Origin of the sequence: Streptomyces sp. NPDC005784, assembly GCF_042871525.1 — a bacterium.
GTDB lineage: Bacteria > Actinomycetota > Actinomycetes > Streptomycetales > Streptomycetaceae > Streptomyces.
Genome location: NZ_JBIAIQ010000017.1, coordinates 138,790 through 155,771 on the forward strand (window position 1 = coordinate 138,790; position 16,982 = coordinate 155,771).

Annotated in this window: 16 protein-coding genes; 8 read left to right on the plus strand and 8 right to left on the minus strand. The window is 70.8% G+C overall.

Translation table 11 applies throughout. The annotated features are described in order from the left end of the window. Nucleotides 1-38: 38 nt before the first annotated feature. Nucleotides 39-347: an ATP-dependent Clp protease adapter ClpS gene (gene clpS / locus ACFYR3_RS25655; protein ID WP_355848856.1), complete on the minus strand. Its 309-nt coding sequence runs from the start codon at nt 345-347 to the stop codon at nt 39-41. A 127-nt stretch (nt 348-474) separates the two neighbouring features. Here clpS and ACFYR3_RS25660 point away from each other — a divergent pair, with 127 nt between their 5' ends. Together ACFYR3_RS25660 and ACFYR3_RS25665 are read left to right on the plus strand one after the other, a co-directional pair. Then, nucleotides 475-1,803 carry a nicotinate phosphoribosyltransferase gene (locus ACFYR3_RS25660; protein WP_355848853.1) on the plus strand — a complete coding sequence of 443 codons (1,329 nt, stop codon included), beginning with the start codon at nt 475-477 and terminating at the stop codon, nt 1,801-1,803. A gap of 206 nt (nt 1,804-2,009) precedes the next feature. Then, nucleotides 2,010-2,594, plus strand: a complete 585-nt coding sequence (locus ACFYR3_RS25665; RefSeq protein ID WP_355848850.1) for an isochorismatase family protein — start codon at nt 2,010-2,012, stop codon at nt 2,592-2,594. A 162-nt stretch (nt 2,595-2,756) separates the two neighbouring features. Here ACFYR3_RS25665 and ACFYR3_RS25670 read toward each other — a convergent pair whose 3' ends face one another. After that, a complete protein-coding gene (locus tag ACFYR3_RS25670) occupies nt 2,757-3,122 on the minus strand; it encodes a hypothetical protein (RefSeq protein WP_355848847.1) in 366 nt (121 codons plus the stop codon). A gap of 120 nt (nt 3,123-3,242) precedes the next feature. Continuing rightward, nucleotides 3,243-5,597 carry an immune inhibitor A domain-containing protein gene (locus ACFYR3_RS25675; protein ID WP_356781029.1) on the minus strand — a complete coding sequence of 785 codons (2,355 nt, stop codon included), beginning with the start codon at nt 5,595-5,597 and terminating at the stop codon, nt 3,243-3,245. Between the two features lie 438 nt (nt 5,598-6,035). Here ACFYR3_RS25675 and ACFYR3_RS25680 point away from each other — a divergent pair, with 438 nt between their 5' ends. Next, complete coding sequence (locus ACFYR3_RS25680; protein ID WP_355848841.1) at nt 6,036-6,323, plus strand: hypothetical protein; 288 nt, start codon at nt 6,036-6,038, stop codon at nt 6,321-6,323. Between the two features lie 230 nt (nt 6,324-6,553). On the opposite strand, the gene ACFYR3_RS25685 is transcribed toward ACFYR3_RS25680, so the two are convergent. Both ACFYR3_RS25685 and ACFYR3_RS25690 read right to left on the minus strand, forming a co-directional pair. Continuing rightward, on the minus strand, nt 6,554-7,258 hold the full coding sequence (locus ACFYR3_RS25685; protein WP_355848838.1) for an RDD family protein: 705 nt from the start codon (nt 7,256-7,258) through the stop codon (nt 6,554-6,556). 63 nt (nt 7,259-7,321) lie between these two features. Then, nucleotides 7,322-8,974 carry an RDD family protein gene (locus ACFYR3_RS25690; RefSeq protein WP_389284807.1) on the minus strand — a complete coding sequence of 551 codons (1,653 nt, stop codon included), beginning with the start codon at nt 8,972-8,974 and terminating at the stop codon, nt 7,322-7,324. 280 nt (nt 8,975-9,254) lie between these two features. Between ACFYR3_RS25690 and ACFYR3_RS25695 the strand changes: the two genes are divergently transcribed. Beyond that, nucleotides 9,255-9,767 carry an SsgA family sporulation/cell division regulator gene (locus tag ACFYR3_RS25695; RefSeq protein ID WP_355848833.1) on the plus strand — a complete coding sequence of 171 codons (513 nt, stop codon included), beginning with the start codon at nt 9,255-9,257 and terminating at the stop codon, nt 9,765-9,767. 144 nt (nt 9,768-9,911) lie between these two features. Here the strand turns inward: ACFYR3_RS25695 and ACFYR3_RS25700 are convergent, their stop codons facing one another. Further along, nucleotides 9,912-11,327 carry an FAD-linked oxidase C-terminal domain-containing protein gene (locus tag ACFYR3_RS25700; protein WP_355848830.1) on the minus strand — a complete coding sequence of 472 codons (1,416 nt, stop codon included), beginning with the start codon at nt 11,325-11,327 and terminating at the stop codon, nt 9,912-9,914. 92 nt (nt 11,328-11,419) lie between these two features. Between ACFYR3_RS25700 and ACFYR3_RS25705 the strand changes: the two genes are divergently transcribed. Further along, nucleotides 11,420-13,141 carry a tetratricopeptide repeat protein gene (locus ACFYR3_RS25705; RefSeq protein ID WP_389284808.1) on the plus strand — a complete coding sequence of 574 codons (1,722 nt, stop codon included), beginning with the start codon at nt 11,420-11,422 and terminating at the stop codon, nt 13,139-13,141. A gap of 131 nt (nt 13,142-13,272) precedes the next feature. Here ACFYR3_RS25705 and hppD read toward each other — a convergent pair whose 3' ends face one another. Beyond that, nucleotides 13,273-14,418: a 4-hydroxyphenylpyruvate dioxygenase gene (hppD, locus tag ACFYR3_RS25710; RefSeq protein ID WP_355848824.1), complete on the minus strand. Its 1,146-nt coding sequence runs from the start codon at nt 14,416-14,418 to the stop codon at nt 13,273-13,275. 122 nt (nt 14,419-14,540) lie between these two features. Here hppD and ACFYR3_RS25715 point away from each other — a divergent pair, with 122 nt between their 5' ends. The 3 genes from ACFYR3_RS25715 to ACFYR3_RS25725 all read left to right on the plus strand — a co-directional run bounded on the left by ACFYR3_RS25715 (nt 14,541) and on the right by ACFYR3_RS25725 (nt 16,082). Next, the gene (locus tag ACFYR3_RS25715) at nt 14,541-15,011 is read left to right on the plus strand and encodes an Lrp/AsnC family transcriptional regulator (protein ID WP_355848980.1); all 471 of its coding nucleotides are present in this window, start codon (nt 14,541-14,543) and stop codon (nt 15,009-15,011) included. Nucleotides 15,012-15,113: 102 nt separating this feature from the next. Continuing rightward, on the plus strand, nt 15,114-15,776 hold the full coding sequence (locus ACFYR3_RS25720) for a helix-turn-helix domain-containing protein (RefSeq protein ID WP_355848821.1): 663 nt from the start codon (nt 15,114-15,116) through the stop codon (nt 15,774-15,776). Nucleotides 15,777-15,896: 120 nt separating this feature from the next. Beyond that, nucleotides 15,897-16,082, plus strand: coding sequence for a hypothetical protein (locus ACFYR3_RS25725; protein ID WP_355848818.1), 186 nt, complete (start codon nt 15,897-15,899; stop codon nt 16,080-16,082). 3 nt (nt 16,083-16,085) lie between these two features. Here ACFYR3_RS25725 and ACFYR3_RS25730 read toward each other — a convergent pair whose 3' ends face one another. Continuing rightward, nucleotides 16,086-16,874 carry a S16 family serine protease gene (locus ACFYR3_RS25730; protein WP_355848815.1) on the minus strand — a complete coding sequence of 263 codons (789 nt, stop codon included), beginning with the start codon at nt 16,872-16,874 and terminating at the stop codon, nt 16,086-16,088. Between the last annotated feature and the right edge of the window lie 108 nt (nt 16,875-16,982).

Genomic DNA, 16,982 nt, shown 5'->3' on the forward strand with positions numbered 1-16,982 from the left:
CTTCCGGTCCTGCAGGCGGTCGGTTGACAGGGGGCCGGCTACTTCCGGTCCTGCTGAAGGGTGGCCCACAGACCGTAGCCGTGCATGGCCTGCACGTCGCGCTCCATCTCCTCGCGCGTGCCGCTCGAGACGACGGCCCGGCCCTTGTGGTGGACGTCCATCATCAGCTTGGTGGCCTTGTCCTTGGAGTAGCCGAAGTACGTCTGGAAGACATACGTCACATAGCTCATGAGGTTGACCGGGTCGTTGTGGACGATCGTGACCCAGGGGACGTCCGGCTCGGGTACGGCGAAGACCTCCTCCGCCGACTCGGTCTTCTCGATCTCTAGAGGTGCGGGAGCCGTCACGCCCCCATGCTGCCACCAGAGGGGGTCAGCCGCACAAACGGACCCCCGAAACGGTGGCCGACTCCCCGGGAATCGCAGGGCCCCCCGGAAATCGTCAAAGTGACGAGATGGGGGTACGATCCCTGCCATGAACACAGCGGACCTTGGGCTGCCGGTGGACGTCCCCTCTACGGCGCTCTTCACTGACCAGTACGAGCTGACGATGTTGCAGGCCGCCCTCGCGGCCGGGACCGCCGAGCGGCGCTCGGTCTTCGAGGTCTTCACCCGACGGCTGCCCGAAGGACGGCGCTACGGAGTGGTCGCGGGCACCGGCCGCGTCCTGGACGCCGTCGAGAACTTCCGGTTCGACGCCGATGTCCTCGGCTTTCTGCGTGAACGCGGGATCGTGGACGAGCCGACCCTCGAGTGGCTCGCCTCGTACCGCTTCGGCGGGGACATCTGGGGCTACCCCGAGGGCGAGGTGTACTTCCCGGGCTCGCCGCTCCTGCGTGTCGAGGGCAGCTTCGCGGAGTGCGTGCTCCTGGAGACGGTGATCCTCTCGATCCTCAACCACGACTCCGCCATCGCGGCGGCCGCCTCCCGGATGGTCTCCGCCGCGGGCGACCGGCCGCTGATCGAGATGGGCGCCCGGCGCACCCACGAACTGGCCGCGGTGGCCGCCTCGCGGGCCGCGTACATCGGCGGGTTCACCACCACCTCCGACCTGGCCGCCGGTTTCCGCTACGGCATCCCGACCGTGGGCACCTCCGCGCACGCCTTCACCCTCCTGCACGACCACGAGCGGGACGCCTTCCGGGCCCAGGTGGACTCGCTGGGCCGCGGCACCACGCTGCTCGTGGACACCTACGACGTCGCCGAGGCGGTCCGCACGGCCGTCGAGGTCGCCGGGACCGAGCTCGGCGCGGTGCGCATCGACTCCGGAGACCTGCTGCTCGTCGCCCACCGGGTACGCCAGCAGCTCGACGAGCTGGGCGCGACCGCGACGAAGATCGTCGTGACCTCCGACCTCGACGAGTACGCCATCGCCTCGCTGGCGGCGGCGCCCGTGGACGCGTACGGCGTCGGCACCCAGCTGGTGACGGGATCCGGCCATCCGACCTGCTCGATGGTCTACAAACTGGTCGCCCGTGCCGAGTCGGCCGACCCGAAGGCACCGCTGGAGCCGGTGGCCAAGAAGTCCACGGGCGGCAAGACGTCCATCGGCGGCCGCAAATGGGCCGCGCGGCGCCTGGACGAGCAGGGGGTCGCCGAGGCCGAGGTGATCGGCGTCGGGCCGGTGCCCGGTGAGCTTGCCGACCAGCAGCTTCTGGTCCAGCTGGTCAAGGGCGGACAGGTCCTGTCCCGCGAGCCGCTCGATGTCGTACGCGACCGGCACGCGGCCGCGCGCGCCCGGCTGCCGCTGTCGGCGACCCAGCTGTCGCGCGGCGAGCCGGTGCTTCCCACCGAATACGTCTGAGGCGCGCGGGGCGGGCGGGACGGCCGGTGCGGGATTGACGCCGCGCATGAACCTCCGGTGAGCGGGAATGCAACGGCAGCGTGCCCGCGCGGGCCGTGGAAGCCGAATAGCCCCTCCCGCAAAGCCCTTGAAGTCTCTAGGCTCGGAAGTTCAACGGCCGGGCCCGCACCCTTGTCTGCCGCCCCCATAGCCGAAGGACACCGCCCATGCGCCGCGCCTTGATCGTCGTAGACGTGCAGAACGACTTCTGCGAGGGAGGCAGTCTCGCGGTGGCCGGGGGCGCCGACGTGGCCGCCGCGGTCACGGAGCTGATCGGGCAGGCCCCCGCCGGCTACCGGCATGTCGTCGCCACCCGCGACCTCCACATCGCCCCCGGGGGCCACTTCGCCGACAATCCCGACTATGTGCACTCCTGGCCCGCGCACTGTGTGGCCGGTACCGAAGGGGTGGGCTTCCATCCGAACTTCGCCCCGGCCGTCGCCTCCGGCGCGATCGACGCCGTCTTCGACAAGGGTGCCTACGCGGCGGCGTACAGCGGCTTCGAGGGCGCCGACGAGAACGGGATGACGCTGGGCGACTGGCTGCGCGCCCACGGGATCGGCGAGGTGGACGTGGTCGGCATCGCGACCGACCACTGCGTGCGGGCGACCGCCCTGGACGCCGCACGGCAGGGCTTTCGCACGACCGTCCTGCTCGACCTGACGGCCGGCGTGGCGGAGGAGACGACGGAACGCGCGCTGGAGGAGCTGCGTGCCGCCGGAGTCGAGCTCACGGGCAAGCCCGTGGTGTAGCGGGGCCGCGACACCGGGTCACGCCCGATGAACCACACCCGGACACAGTGAGTCACATCAGGCGCCCGACGAATCACGCCCAGTCACACCGGGTCACACGGGGCACACCTGGTGAGCCACAGCGAGGCGCGCGGCGGGCCACGCCCGCCCTCTCCCGCGGCGTCACGGCTGCGGTGCCGGGCGTCTGAGCAGCGTCCTGATCGGGTGCCACAGCTCCTGGGGGAGCTCGGGGACACCGATGCCGGTGACTCCGGTGTCCGGGACGCCGACGTCGGGGGCCGTGCGCCATATGAGCCCGTCGGGGTGGTGCAGGACCGCGGTGATCTCGTCGGGGCTGGGCGGGGCCGCGTTGCCCCGGAGGTAGACGGAGCGCAGGCCCAGGTTCCGCAGCCTGGTCAGGGCGCGGGCACGGTTCTGGGCGACGACCAGGAACCGCAGGCAGCCGTAGCCGGAACCCGCCGGACTGGGCAGGTTCAGCGCCACGACGACGCTGCCGTTCGGCAGTCTGCAGAAACCTCCTGCGGCCATGCGGTCACACCCCCGTGTGAGTCGGTGTCAATAAGCCGGGCACAGGACGCACCTAAACACGATCGGCGGCAACCCGCCAGGGGTTGCCGCCGATACGCGTTTGACCTGCGGAAATGCCGACTACTTCACTGCGGGGCCAACCTTGAGGGAGATCGTGGAGCCGTCCTTGGCCTCCTTGACGATCTCGATCTTGGTGTTGGTGTCAGTGATCTTGACGCCGCCGGTGGGGTTCCGGTTGTCGTAGTAGTCGCTGGTGTGGTCGTTGAAGACCGACACCCCCTTCGACGACGGGATCTTCGTGGCGACGTCCGCGCTGTGCAGCGTGAGGCCGTCCGTGCGGTACAGGCTGAACGGGGAGTCGTAGGCCTGGATGCGGTTGCGCATCAGCGTGCCGTTGTCCCACCACAGGGCCTTCGGGTGCGAGTCGACCGGAAGCGCGAGGCCGACACCCGGGTGCTGGCTGGTGTTGTTGTCCGCCTGCGAGGTGTCCCACTTCCAGATCAACAGGCCGTTCTGGTAGGCGTAGTGCTCCACCCAGTCCGGACGGGTCGTCGAGAAGCCGAAGTTGTACGGGCCGACCTTGAGGGTCTTGTCGTACGAGACGTACTGGCGGTTCTCCGCGAGGTAGTACTGCGCGTAGTCCTTGGTGAACGAGGCGCCGATGCGGGAGAAACCGCTCGCGGTCCAAGCGGCGTCGGCCGTCTCGGCGTTGTCCGAGAAGAGCGCGGTGCCGTCCGCGGTGACGCCGATCTCGTCGGCCGCGAAGCCCTTCAACGCCACGCCGCCGTCGCTCTGGTAGCGGAAGCGGATGTCGATCTTCTTGCCCGCGTAGGCGTCGAGCGGGTACGCCAGCTTCTTGTACGCGTCGACCGTGCCGGTGAGGGCGGGCTTGTCACTGCCGTCGCGCGGGATGGCGGCGCCGTCCACCGTGCCGTCGAGAGCGGTCCAGTTGGCGCCGCCGTCGGTCGAGACCTCGGTGTAGAGGTAGTCGTAGCCAGCCTCGATGTCGTACCAGCCGTCGAGGGTCAGCTTCGCCGACGACTTGCCCGTGAGGTCCACGGACCGGGTCAGCGTGTTCTTCAGGTTGTCGCCGCTGCCGCTCCACCACTGGGCCGAGCCCTGCGCGGGGTTGACGACCGTGGTCGTGACCGCCTTGTCCGGCAGACTGACGACGAGCGCCTGCTTGTTCCAGGTGTTGTACTCGGCGACGCCCAGCTTGTGCGTGGACTGCTTGCCGGCCTTGGCCGTGTCGTAGTTCAGCCAGCCGAGCTGGAGCTTGTCCCAGGCGTTGAAGTCGCCGGGGAGGTCTCCGATGGAGTCCTTGCCGGTGCCGAGCCAGGAACCCGAGGACATCAGGGTCCAGAAGCCGGTGGAGTTGTCGCCGCCGGCGGTGTCGTAGTGGTCCGGCAGACCGAGGTCGTGACCGTACTCGTGGGCGAAGACGCCGAGTCCGCCGTTCTCCGGCTGGATGGTGTAGTCGCCGACCCAGATGCCGGTGTCGCCGATCTGGGCGCCGCCGAGCTTGTTGTCGGCCGGACCCGTGGCGCCCGCGTCGGTGCCGAACGCGTACCAGCGGTGGGCCCAGATCGCGTCGGTGCCCTGGACGCCGCCGCCCGCGGACTCGTCCTCACCGGCGTGCACGATCTGGAAGTGGTCGATGTAGCCGTCGGGCTCGTTGAAGTTGCCGTCGCCGTCGTAGTCGTAGCGGTCCCACTGGTCGAACTGCGCCAGGTCCGTCTTGATGGCGGCGTCGGACTTGCCGGCCGCCTTCTGCTGGGCGACCCACGCGGTGACGCCGTCGCTGACGACGTTCCACACGCTCGGGCAGTTCGTGGAGCCGCAGGCGTCGTTGCCGTAACGGGCCTCGTTGTAGGGGACCTTGACCCAGTCGGCGACCTCGCCGTCCACCGAGTAGCGGCCCGAGGACTGCGTCTCGTAGAACTTCTTCATCGACTCGACGTTCTTGCCGGTGCCGAAGTAGAGGTCCTGGAAGTGCTTCTGGTTGTAATCCGCCTGCCAGGCCGTGCTGTTGTCCTTCTTGCGGTCCGGCTTGGCTATCTGGTTGTGCAGCGGGCCGGCGGTGCCACCGAACTTCGGGTCCGTCTTGTCGCCGAACTGGACGAGGATCGTGAAGATCTTGTCGGTCTTCTCGCGGCCCAGCTCGACGTACTTGCTGCTGCCCTTCTTGCTCTTCAGCTGGACAACCTGCGAGCCGTTGCGGTTCTGCACCTTGGCGTCGCCGGATATCACCTGGTTCAACGCCTCTTGGTGCTGGGCGTTCTGGGTCTTGCTCAGCGGGCCGTCGAGGTCGTGGTCGACCGTGTTCCTGACCGGCTGCGGGTCGTGACGGTTCACGACGGGTGACGCGGCGGCCGAGTCGGCCTGCGCCACCGCGTACGTCGAGAACGTGGCGGTGGCCGCCGCGAGGGCGACGCCCACCGCGGTTGCTCTGAACGTCCATGGCCTGTTGGTCACTTGATGTCCTCCCCCGCGTGCGTTCACGCGGAGGGGGTTCCGGGTCATGGAGGTCCGCGCGCGCAACGCGATTCAAGTGACGACATTTGACCGGAGTTACCAAAGAAAAAACAGATCTTGACTTGAACCTGGCAAGTGCATTATGCGAAGCCCATGTTCGGTATCCGGACGCCCCGAAACCCCCCAACAGGCGCGTCCACACGTCCACTTGATGGACGCGATGACTCCGTGCGCCCCCTGTGCACCGGCACCGTGGGTAAGGTCACGCTTACCGGACGTTCCACTCGGGCATGCAGGCGAATAGAGTCGATTGGCGAAGCGTCGGAAGTCGGCGGAAAGCCACGTCGACACCGTTGTCTCACCCCCGATTTCTATCCGCACCCTCCCCCATCGCGAGAGGCCCCGGGGGGAGAACCCCCATCCGAGGACACGATTGCCATGCCTCGTCCGACCGCCGCACAGCTCGCCTACGGTTCCTGCACCGTGATCTTCTCCACTCTCGCCATGCTGCTGCTGTCACAGACGAGTTCGAGCCTGGGGATCGTGCTGATCACCCTCTCGGCACTCGCTCTCGGACTGCTGGTGGCCATGACGGTCCCGCTGCCGAAGCCGGTGCCGTCCGCCGCCTCGGCCGTCATCCACGAGCGGGTGCCGGCGCAGCGCGAGACCGCGTCCGTCTCCGCCTCCTCCGTGCCCGAGCCGGTGCACGAACCCGCGGGGCCCTGAGGCGGCGCAGGCGAGCCTGCGGACCCCGGTCTCCCAGCGGACCGGCGGACCACCGGCGCTCCGGACGCTCCGACCTCGTACCCGAACGGCGGGCCCGTGAACCCGGGCCCGCCGTTCGTGTGTGCACCGTCTGTGTGCGCCGTCGCCGCCGCGACCCACGTCGTCCCGGCCCACTCCGCCCCGGCCCACGTCGTCCGGCCACGTCACCGGTCCGTGCGACCCGGCCACCGTCATCCGGCGTCGACCACCACCGTCTTGGCCGCCTTGTCGTGCAGGCCCTGCTTGTAGGGCTTGTCGAAGAAGCTCCAGCCGCCCGCGATCGCCGTCCAGACACAGGCGCAGCAGAACGCGAACGGAATCCACAGGACCAGGGCGCGGACCAGCGAGGTCTGCACGGAGGGCGTCGAGCCGTTGTCGAGGTTGGCGACGCGATGGTTGAACAGCCGCTTGCCGAGGGTCTGTCCCGTCTTGCTGATCATCACGGTGTCGTAGGAGACGTAGCACACGGCGACCACCAGGGACTGCCCGAGCGACTTGCTGTACTCGATCTTGTTCGAGTCCATGTTGTACTCGGTGACCCCGAACGCCCATGACAGCAGCCACGCCACGATGCCCACCAGGATCATGTCCAGGATCCTCGCCAGCACCCGCTTCCCGCTGTCCGCGAGCGGCGGCATCCCGGCGAGCGGATCGCCACCGTAGGGACCGCCGCCGCCGTAGGGGTCGCTGCCCCCCTCATGAGGGCCGCCGCCTTCGCCGTAGGGGCCGCCGCCTCCGAACGGGGGCGGCTGACTGCCGTAGGGCGGGGTGTGGCCGCCGGACGGAGGCGGCGGGTCGTACGGGGAACCCGTGCCCTCGCCGGGCGGGGGTTGCTTCTTGAACGGGTCGTCGTCCGGTGGCCGGCCGGGGCCCGGGGGCGGCGGTTCGCTGCTCATGGCCCGAGTCGACCGCGAACCCCCCGGCTCCGCATCCGGCGAAGGGCCGTCCGGGGGACGGGATTACCGGGCCGGCCCCGCCACGAAGGTGTGCGCCGCCTTGTCGTGCCAGCACTGGCTCCAGGGCTTGTCGAACAGGCACCACAGGACGCCGACGAAACCGACGAGCAGCAGACACGGCACGCTGAGGACGAGCCAGCGGCTCAGCGCCCGTCCGAAGGCCGGTGGTTCGTGACCCTCTATGTCGCGCACCTCGATGCCGCACAGCTTCTTGCCCAGTGTGCGGCCCCACTTGGCGGTGGGCAGGACTTCATAGAGGACGCCGAAGAGGAGCAGTACGGCGAGGACGGCGCCGAAGCAGGAGGCGGTCGTGCCGTCGACGAGCCAGACGGTGACCTTCTCGCCCGACAGCTTGGCCGCGTCGATCTTCTCGTTGACGTGGTCGACCGCCCTGGTGCCCAGCGGCACGGCGGCCGCCGCGGTCACACCGGCGAGGACGACGGTGTCCACCAGCCGGGCGGCCAGCCGTCTGCCGAGGCCGGCCGGACGGGCCTCCGAGTGCCGGCGGGCGGCCGCCTGGAACACGTCGTCGACCGGCGGTTTCCACTGCGGGACCCGCTGCGCCTCCTCGGCCGGGTCACCCGCGAGCTGGTGCACCTGCTGGGCCCAGGAGGGCTGGCCGCCGCCGACCCCGGAGGCCATGGGCGCTGAGCCGTCGGACTGCTGGGGGACGGCGGGGGCGGGAGCCCCCTGGGCCCCCTGCCCGGCTCCGAAGCCGCCGCCGGCCGACGCACCGGAAGCGGTGGATGCGCCGGACGGGCCGGACGCGCTCGGCGCAGCCGCCGCCGAACCCGTGCCCCCGCCGCGCGCCCCGCTCTGCTGCTCCGTACGCGGGGAGGGCGCACGAAAAACCCTGTCGCCGTCGGAGAGGCCGGGGTCAGGGGCGCCGGGAGTGGTCGTGGAGTGTCCGGCCCCGGACTGCCCGGTGCCCACGGCAGCCCCGGTCCCGGGCCCGCCCCAAGCCTCGGCTCCGCCCGAACTCATGTCACCCGTACGGCTCGTACCGCCGGCCCCGCCCGTACCGCTGGTGTGTTCCGCGCCCTTCGGCCCCGTGGGCGGCACCGGTCCCGTGGGGCGGCGGAAGACCACGGAGCCACCGGACGCCGGGGGCCGGAGGGCGCCGCCGGAGTCGGCGGGCGGAATCGTCGTCGTACCGTCCGTGCGCCCGGCCGCCCCGTCGGGCTGGGTCACCGCGTCGGCGGACCCCGCCGCACGCGCGACGCGCGGGTCGGGTCCCTGCGGCGCGCCCCAGGACACCCGGCGGTCCTGGTCGCCGCCGAAGCCGGACTGCTGGGAGCGGTCGGCGCCCCACGCGGCGGCGGGCTCGGGCCGGCTGCCGTGCTGGGACTCGGCGCGGGTGGCGCCGCGGGGCTGCGGGTCCTCGTCGAAGAAGTGCGGACCCGTCTCCTCCGCGGCGGGGGTGCCTCCCTGTCCGCGCGAAGCCGACAACTCGGAGGAGGGTGCCGGAGCGGGCACGCGCGAGGGACGCACGCCGGCCGGTGGGGCGAGCGCCTCACCGCCCGACGGCGCCGGGCGGCTCGTGCCCGGCACCCAGGCGGCACCGTTCCAGTAGCGGACATATCCAGGAATGGAGGGGTCCGGGTAATACCCTTCGCGGGGCCTGTCGTCACCGGGGGCCGGGGTTGGGGCGCTCATGTCCGTCGTCCCGTATCTGCTCGGGGGTCGTGTTGGGGGTCCACATCTACCAGACCGGCGCACGCGTCACGGCCGGTCCCGCCGTACCCACTCCTTTCGGGCAAGGTTCCGCCAGCTCTTGCGAGCGGACGTCCGAGGCTGTGCGCCCCGTGCCCGAAGAAGGACGGAAGCGGCCCGGAAAGAATTTCTCCGAACCCGCGTAATGGTTCCGGCGCGACGCGCTCTCCACTCGTACGGGCCCGTCGGAAGGAGCCCGTACGACGAAAGGAAGCGCATCGACATGCACACCGTCGTGGAACGCGAGCTGGAGCTCCAGCTCGTCCTGTCGCCCGAGTGCAGCATCCCCGTACCGGCGCGCCTCAGTTACCGCGCCGACGACCCGTACGCCGTCCGCATCACCTTCCACATCGGCTCCGACCATCCCGTCAAATGGACGTTCGCCCGTGAACTGCTCGTCGAGGGGGTGTTCCGGCCGTGCGGCCACGGCGATGTGCGGGTGTGGCCGACGAAGGTCGGCGGCCGGGGTGTCGTCCTGATGGCGCTGAGCTCGCCGGACGGGGACGCGCTGCTCGAAGCGCCCGCGGCACAGATCTCGGCCTGGCTGGAGCGCACCCTCAGGGCGGTCCCCCCGGGCTCCGAGGCCGAAGGGCTCGGCATCGACGCCGGTCTGGCCGAGCTGCTCGCACCGTCCCCGAGGCTCTCGGCCTCGCTCGACCAGGGAGGAACCCCGTCGCCCGACGACCTGTGGCTGCGCGACCCGTGGCCGTCGGACGAGTCCGCGGACGGTGAGTAGCCCTGACGGGCGGCGGACGGTCAGTAGCCCTGACGGGCGGGGACGGAGTAGCCCTGACGGGTCGGCGGAAGGTGAACACCCCTGCCGAGACGACGGACGGCGAGCAGTCCTGACGGGTCGGCAGTCGGTGAACAGCCCTGGGTCTCAGAACAGCTTGCCCGGGTTCAGGAGGCCCAGCGGGTCGAACGCCGTCTTGATCGCCCGCTGCATCTCCACGCCCACCGGGCCGATCTCGCGGGCCAGCCACTCCTTCTTCAGCACGCCCACGCCGTGCTCGCCGGTGATCGTGCCGCCGAGTTCCAGGCCGAGAGCCATGATCTCGTCGAAGGACTCGCGGGCGCGCCGGGACTCGTCGGGGTCGGTGGCGTCGAAGCAGACGGTGGGGTGCGTGTTGCCGTCGCCCGCGTGTGCGCAGACGCCGATGGTCAGGGCGTACTTCTCGGCGACGCGCTCGATGCCGTCGAGCATGTCGCCGAGCCGGGAGCGCGGCACGCACACGTCGTCGATCATCGTGGTGCCCTTGACCGCTTCGAGCGCGGTGAGCGCCAACCGCCGTGCCTGGAGCAGGAGTTCGGACTCGGCAGCATCCTCGGCCGGAACCACCTGGGTCGCACCGGCGGCCTCGCAGAGGGCGCCCACCAGGGCGAGGTCGGCTGCCGGGTCATGGGTGTCGAAGGCCGCGAGCAGCAGCGCCTCGGTGGTCTCCGGGAGGCCCATGTGCGCGAGGTCGTTGACGGCCTTGACGGTCGTACGGTCCATCAGTTCGAGGAGGGACGGCACATGGCCGCCCTCCATGATCCGGCAGACGGCGTCGCAGGCGGCCCGCGCGGACTCGAACTCGGCGGCCAGGACGAGCTGTTGGGGAGGCCGGGGCTTCAGCGCCAGGATCGCCCGTACGACGATGCCGAGCGAGCCCTCGGAGCCCACGAAGAGGCGGGTGAGGTCGTATCCGGCGACGCCCTTGGCGGTTCTGCGCCCGGTGGACATCAGCCGCCCGTCGGCGAGGACGACGTCCAGGCCGAGGACGTACTCGGCCGTCACCCCGTACTTCACGCAGCACAGGCCGCCGGAGGCCGTGCCGATGTTGCCGCCGATGGTGCACGTCTCCCAGCTGGAGGGGTCCGGCGGGTAGTACAGGCCGTGTTCGCCCACGGCGCGGGAGAGTGTGGCGTTGACGACACCGGGTTCGACGACGGCGATGCGGTCGACCGGGTTGATCTCCAGGATGCGGTCCATCTTCACCAGCGACAGCACCACGCAGCCGTCGGTGGCGTTGGCCGCTCCGGACAGGCCGGTGCGGGCCCCCTGCGGGACGACCGGGACGCGCAGTTCGGTCGCGACGCGCATGATGTGCTGGACCTGCTCGACGGTGCGCGGCAGGACGACCACGGAGGGTGTGCCCGCCTCGCAGAAGCTCGCCATGTCGTTGGCGTAGGAGGCCGTGACGTCCGGGTCCGTGAGGACGGCCTCGGCCGGCAGACCGCTCAGCAGACGGTCGAGAAGGTTGCCGGTCGCTGCCGTGTCCTCATCGCGCGGGGCTTCGATACGGCTCATGATCACAGGGTCGCACCCGGGGCCATCGGTGTGAACCCCATCCGCGCGAGGCTTCGCGTACCGGGGCTCGGTCTTCGTATTGACGCACAGTGAGCGGCATGGAGATCGAAGAGCGACAGCCGGTGCCCGCCGGGTCCGGGCGCGCGGGGCCGGCCGGCCCGCGGCCCGCGGAGCCCGTCGGCGCGCAGCCCCCGGAGCCCTCCGGTCCGCGCCGTTCCCCGCTCGGGCGGGGCGCGCTGATCGGCGCGGTCGCCGGCTGTGTCGTGCTCGGCGGTGTGCTGGTACTGCTGCCCTCGTTGGACCCGGGCGGGGCACCGCGGCCCGCCGCGGGTCCGGTGGCGCGGGCGGTGAGCGCGGTGGGCGCCGGGGTGCCCGCGGCGCTGCCCGATCTCGCCGCGCTCATCGACGACCGCGAGGCCCGGGTGCGGGCCCGTCCGCGTGACGACGTGTCGTGGGCGGTGCTCGGCGTCGCGTACACGGAGCAGGGGCGGCGGACGGCGGCGGCCGCGTACTACCCGAAGGCCGAGAAGGCGCTGCGCACCTCGCTGAGCGTGCGGCCGAAGGACAACGTGGCGGCGTTGGAAGGGCTCGCCTCTCTCGCCGACGCGCGGGGTGACTTCCGGACCGCGAAGCAGTGGGGCGAGGCGGCGGTGAAGCTGTCGCCGAAGCGGTGGACGACGTATCCGACACTCATCGACGCGTACACCGGGCTCGGTGACCACAAGGCCGTGGACAAGGCCCTCGACAAGCTGCTCGCCCTGCGTTCCGGGCCGGCGGCACGGGCCGTCGCGGCGCGCGTGTACCGGGACCGCGGCCGGCGCGAGGACGCCGCGGCGGCGATCTCGGACGCGGCGGCGGGCGCGGCGACCCCATCGGAACAGGCGGCCTTCCTCCAGCAGGCCGGAGATCTCGCGTGGGAACGCGGCGACCGCCAGGAGTCCCTGGACCACTACCGGGCCGCGGTGAACACCGACGCCGACGCGTACGACGCGCTGGCCGGACAGGGGCGCGCGCTGATGGCGCTGGGGCGCACGTCGGAGGCGCTGCGCGCGTACCAGGCGGCGCTCGCCAAGCGGCCCACGCCGCGGTTCGCGCTGGAGCTGGGCGAGCTGTACGAGAAGCTGGGGCTCGGCGGGGCCGCGGGTGTGCAGTACGACCTGCTGCGGGAGTTGGTGCGGCGGGAGAGCGCCGAGGGTGTGGACGACGAGCTGGTCCTCGGGCTCCTGGAGGCGGACCACGGCGATCCGCAGGCGGCGGTGCGGGCGTTGCGCGCCGAGTGGCAGCGGCAGCCCGGCATCGCGGTGGCGGACGCGCTGGGCTGGGCGCTGCACCGCGCCGGGGACGACAGGGAGGCCCTCGGCTTCGCCGTGCGGGCCATGGACACGGAGCACGGGGGCCTTGTGCGCAGCGCGTTGTACGCGTATCACCGGGGGCGGATCGAGCGTGATCTGGGGCTGTCCGGCCCGGCCCGCCGTCATCTCACCGAGGCGTTGCGGATCAACCCGTACTTCTCGCCGCTGCTGGTACCCGAGGCTCAGCAGGCCCTGGCGGCGCTGGGCGAGCCACCGGCCGGGGGCCCGCCGGAGGAGTCGGGCGAGTCGGGGGAATCAGGGGGGTCGGACGGATCCGATCAGCCCGAGCAGTCCGATCAGTCCCGGCGGTCGGAGGGATCCGACGACGCGGCGGGGACGGCGGGCGCGGCCGGACCTTCGGGGGCGGCGGAGTCGTCCGGTTCGTCGGGTTCCTCGGCGGCACCCCGTACCGACTCCCCCGGCGCGGCGGACCCGGCGACCGCGCCGGGGCTGCCCTCGGCGCGTTGAACGCGGGTACACGCGTGTCCGACGGACGCCGGAACAGGTGTGTCCGGTGGACACCGCCGTGGCGTCCACCGGACACATGAGGACCGGCCGGCCGGACCGACCGGCCCTCAGGAGCTGCCCGTTCTACGGGTTCAGAGGTTGCCGCGCTTCTCCTGCTCGCGCTCGATCGCCTCGAACAGGGCCTTGAAGTTGCCCTTGCCGAAGCCCATCGAGCCGTGCCGCTCGATCATCTCGAAGAAGACGGTCGGACGGTCCTGGACCGGCTTGGTGAAGATCTGGAGCAGATAGCCGTCCTCGTCGCGGTCGACGAGGATCTTCAGTTCGCGCAGGGTGTCGACGGGGACGCGGGTGTCGCCGGCCCACTCGCCGAGCGTGTCGTAGTACGAGTCGGGGGTGTCGAGGAACTGGACCCCGGCCGCGCGCATGGTGCGTACGGTCGCGACGATGTCGTTCGTGTTCAGCGCGATGTGCTGGACGCCCGCGCCGCCGTAGAACTCCAGGTACTCGTCGATCTGGGACTTCTTCTTGGCGATGGCGGGCTCGTTGATCGGGAACTTGACCTTGAGCGTGCCGTCGGCGACGACCTTCGACATCAGCGCGCTGTACTCGGTCGCGATGTCGTCGCCCACGAACTCCTTCATGTTCGTGAAGCCCATGACCTTGTTGTAGAAGGCGACCCACTCGTTCATCCGGCCGAGCTCGACGTTGCCGACGCAGTGGTCGATGGCCTGGAAGGTGCGCTTGGCGGGGGGCTCGACGATCGGGGCGGCGGCCACGTACCCGGGCAGGTAGGGGCCGTCGTAGCCGGTCCGCTCGATGAGCGTGTGGCGGGTCTTGCCGTACGTGGCGATGACCGCGAGGACGACCGTGCCGTTCTCGTCCTTCATCTCGTACGGCTCGGCGATCGAGCGGGCGCCGTGCTCGACGGCGTACGCGTGCGCGGCCCGCGCGTCCGGGACCTCGATGGCGAGGTCGACGACGCCGTCGCCGTGCTCGGCCACGTGCTCGGCCAGGAAGTGGCCCCAGGCGGTGGCGGGCTTGATCACCGAGGTGAACACGAAGCGCGCCGAGCCGTTCTCAAGGACGTACGACGCCGTCTCGCGGCTGCCGTTCTCCGGTCCGGAGTACGCGACGAGCCGCATGCCGAAGGCCGTGGAGTAGTAGTGCGCGGCCTGCTTGGCGTTGCCGACGGCGAAGACGACCGCGTCCATTCCCTTGACCGGGAAGGGGTCGGCCTGCCGGGCGGTGTCGGGAGTGTCGTGTGTGGTCTGCGTCATGGCCGCAGACTCCCTCCGTTCCGCAAGGTGCGCAATAGTTCGCCTGTCGACTGAACAATGTGTGCAGCGAGAGACCCGGAGTGGCGGGCTTTCTGTACATGATGACCATCTCGGAGGCCCGCATGGCGATCGATCATCTGGACGGGCGGCTGCTCGTACTGCTGGCGAAGGAGCCGCGCATCGGGGTCCTGGAGATGTCGCGGCGGCTCGGGGTCGCGCGGGGAACGGTGCAGGCGCGGCTGGACCGGCTTCAGTCGAACGGAGTCATCCGGGGCTTCGGTCCGCAGGTCGACCCGGCGGCGCTCGGCTATCCGGTCACGGCGTTCGCCACGCTCCAGATCCGGCAGGGACAGGGCGCGGACGTACGCGCCCACTTGGCGACCGTGCCCGAGGTGCTGGAGCTGCACACGACCACCGGCAGCGGGGACATGCTGTGCCGACTCGTGGCCCGCTCGAACGCCGATCTCCAGCGCGTGATCGACCGGGTCGTCGGTTTCGATGGCATCGTCCGGGCGTCCACGGCCATCGTCATGGAGAACCCGGTTCCGCTGCGGATCATCCCGCTCGTGGAACAGGCGGCGACCGAGCACTGAACCGATGAGCGGGGGTGGGTGAACTGCGCTCGGGCAAGTCACAAAGAAGTAGTTGCAAAGAAACCGTTGCAAGGGGTTCTTTGCAACGCTATCTTTGTACGCATGACGGAGCACCCACCGCCTCCCCCGCTTCCCGAGCTTCCCCCGCTTTCCCCGGAAGCCCCTCACCCGCCGCAGCCACCCGTGCCGCCCGAACCCCCACGGCACCGCCGCCTCGACGCGCGCTCCCTGCGTGGTCTCGCCCATCCCCTGCGCATGGAGCTGCTGAGCAGCCTCCGCCAGAAGGGGCCGGCCACCGCGTCGATGCTCGCCGAGCGGCTGGGCGAGTCCAGCGGAGCGACCAGCTACCACCTGCGGCAGCTCGCCGCGCACGGTTTCGTCGAGGACGCCCCGGAGCGGGGCAAGGGGCGGGAGCGCTGGTGGCGGGCGGCCGACCAGGGTCTGGACTTCGGCGAGGATCTGTTCAAGGACCAGGACCCGGCGGTTCGCGGGGCGGTCGACACGTTCCTGCACGAGGTCGCCACCACCCACGCCCGTGAACTGTCGACCTGGCTGGGCACCCGGGACGACTGGTCCGACAAGTGGGCCCGAGCCCACGACATGAGCGACTTCACGATGCGTCTGACGCCGGCGCAGTCCCAGGAACTCATCCAGAAGATGCACGACCTGCTCGACAGCTACTGCGCCGTCGAACGCCCCGAGGACGACCCCGAGGCGGAGCGGGTGCGCTTCCACACGCACGTGTTCCCGCAGGCCTCCGACTGATCCGCCGGCTCAAGGGTGCCGCACCATGCCCGCTCGGCCCGCTCAAGTCGGACAACTCGCACGACCCGCTCGACTCGCACGATCACATCGACTCGATCACACCGAAGAGAGGTCACTCCGATGCATCCGGACACCCGTCTCCAGCTGCAGCACGTGCGCGCCGCCGACCTGCGTGCGGAGGCGGACGCGTACCGACTCACGGCCGAGACCAGGAACCCCGGCCGGCTGCGCGCCCGCGTCGGCTGGACCCTCGTGGAGGTCGGCCTCCGGCTGGCCGCCGCGCCGCGACCGGCCGTCGCCTACTAGCAGCTAGCAGCTCGGAACCGAACCCCTGTCCTTCTCCAGGTCCACCAAGGCGTTCACCGCGCCCTGAAGGGTGGTCACCGGGACCAGCCGGAGCCCCTTCGGCAGCTCCGCCTTCGCGTCCGAGCACTCCGCCTTCGGAACCAGGAACACGGTCGCGCCGTCGCGGCGGGCCGCCTGGGTCTTGAGGCTGACGCCGCCGACCGCACCGACCTTGCCGTCGGCGTCGATCGTCCCCGTACCCGCGATGACACGGCCGCCGGTGAGGTCGCCGCCGCTGCCGTCGCCGTCCAGTTTGTCGATGATGCCGAGCGAGAAAAGCAGTCCCGCGCTCGGTCCGCCGACATCGGCGAGCTTGAGGGTGACCTTCACGTCGCCCTTCTCATGCAGGTAACCGAGTGCCGCCTCGGTGGCGGTGCCCTGTGACTGCTTCATCTCGTTCGCGTTGTGCTGTTCGATCTCCTTGACGCTGCCGCCGCCCGGGTAGACCGAGTCACGCGGCATCACGGCCTTGTCCGTGGCGAACCAGCCGCTGAGCACATCGCCGAGGGAGACGTTCGCGTCCGGGCCGGTGGCCTCGATCGTCGTCATCCGCAGCTGTCCGCTGGTGTCCCGGGTGGGCGCACCGCTGATCGTGATCACCGGGTCGCCCTTGTTCTCTCCGAGGACGTTCGCCGTCAGGCCGGGCTGCGCCAGGGAGAACGGCAGCGGCGCGAACACCGCCGTGGCGAGCAGAGCCACGACGGGGAGGGCGCAGACGGCGACGGCCTTGGGGCGCGTGAGGCGAGAGAGCACGGGCTCAATCTAACGTCACCGCCCGGCGAGACCTCCGTACAGGTCCCGCGGGAGGATCCGTGGACCGGGCCGGGTCCCTTGAGGGGCCGGGGGCGCGGGCCGCCGGGG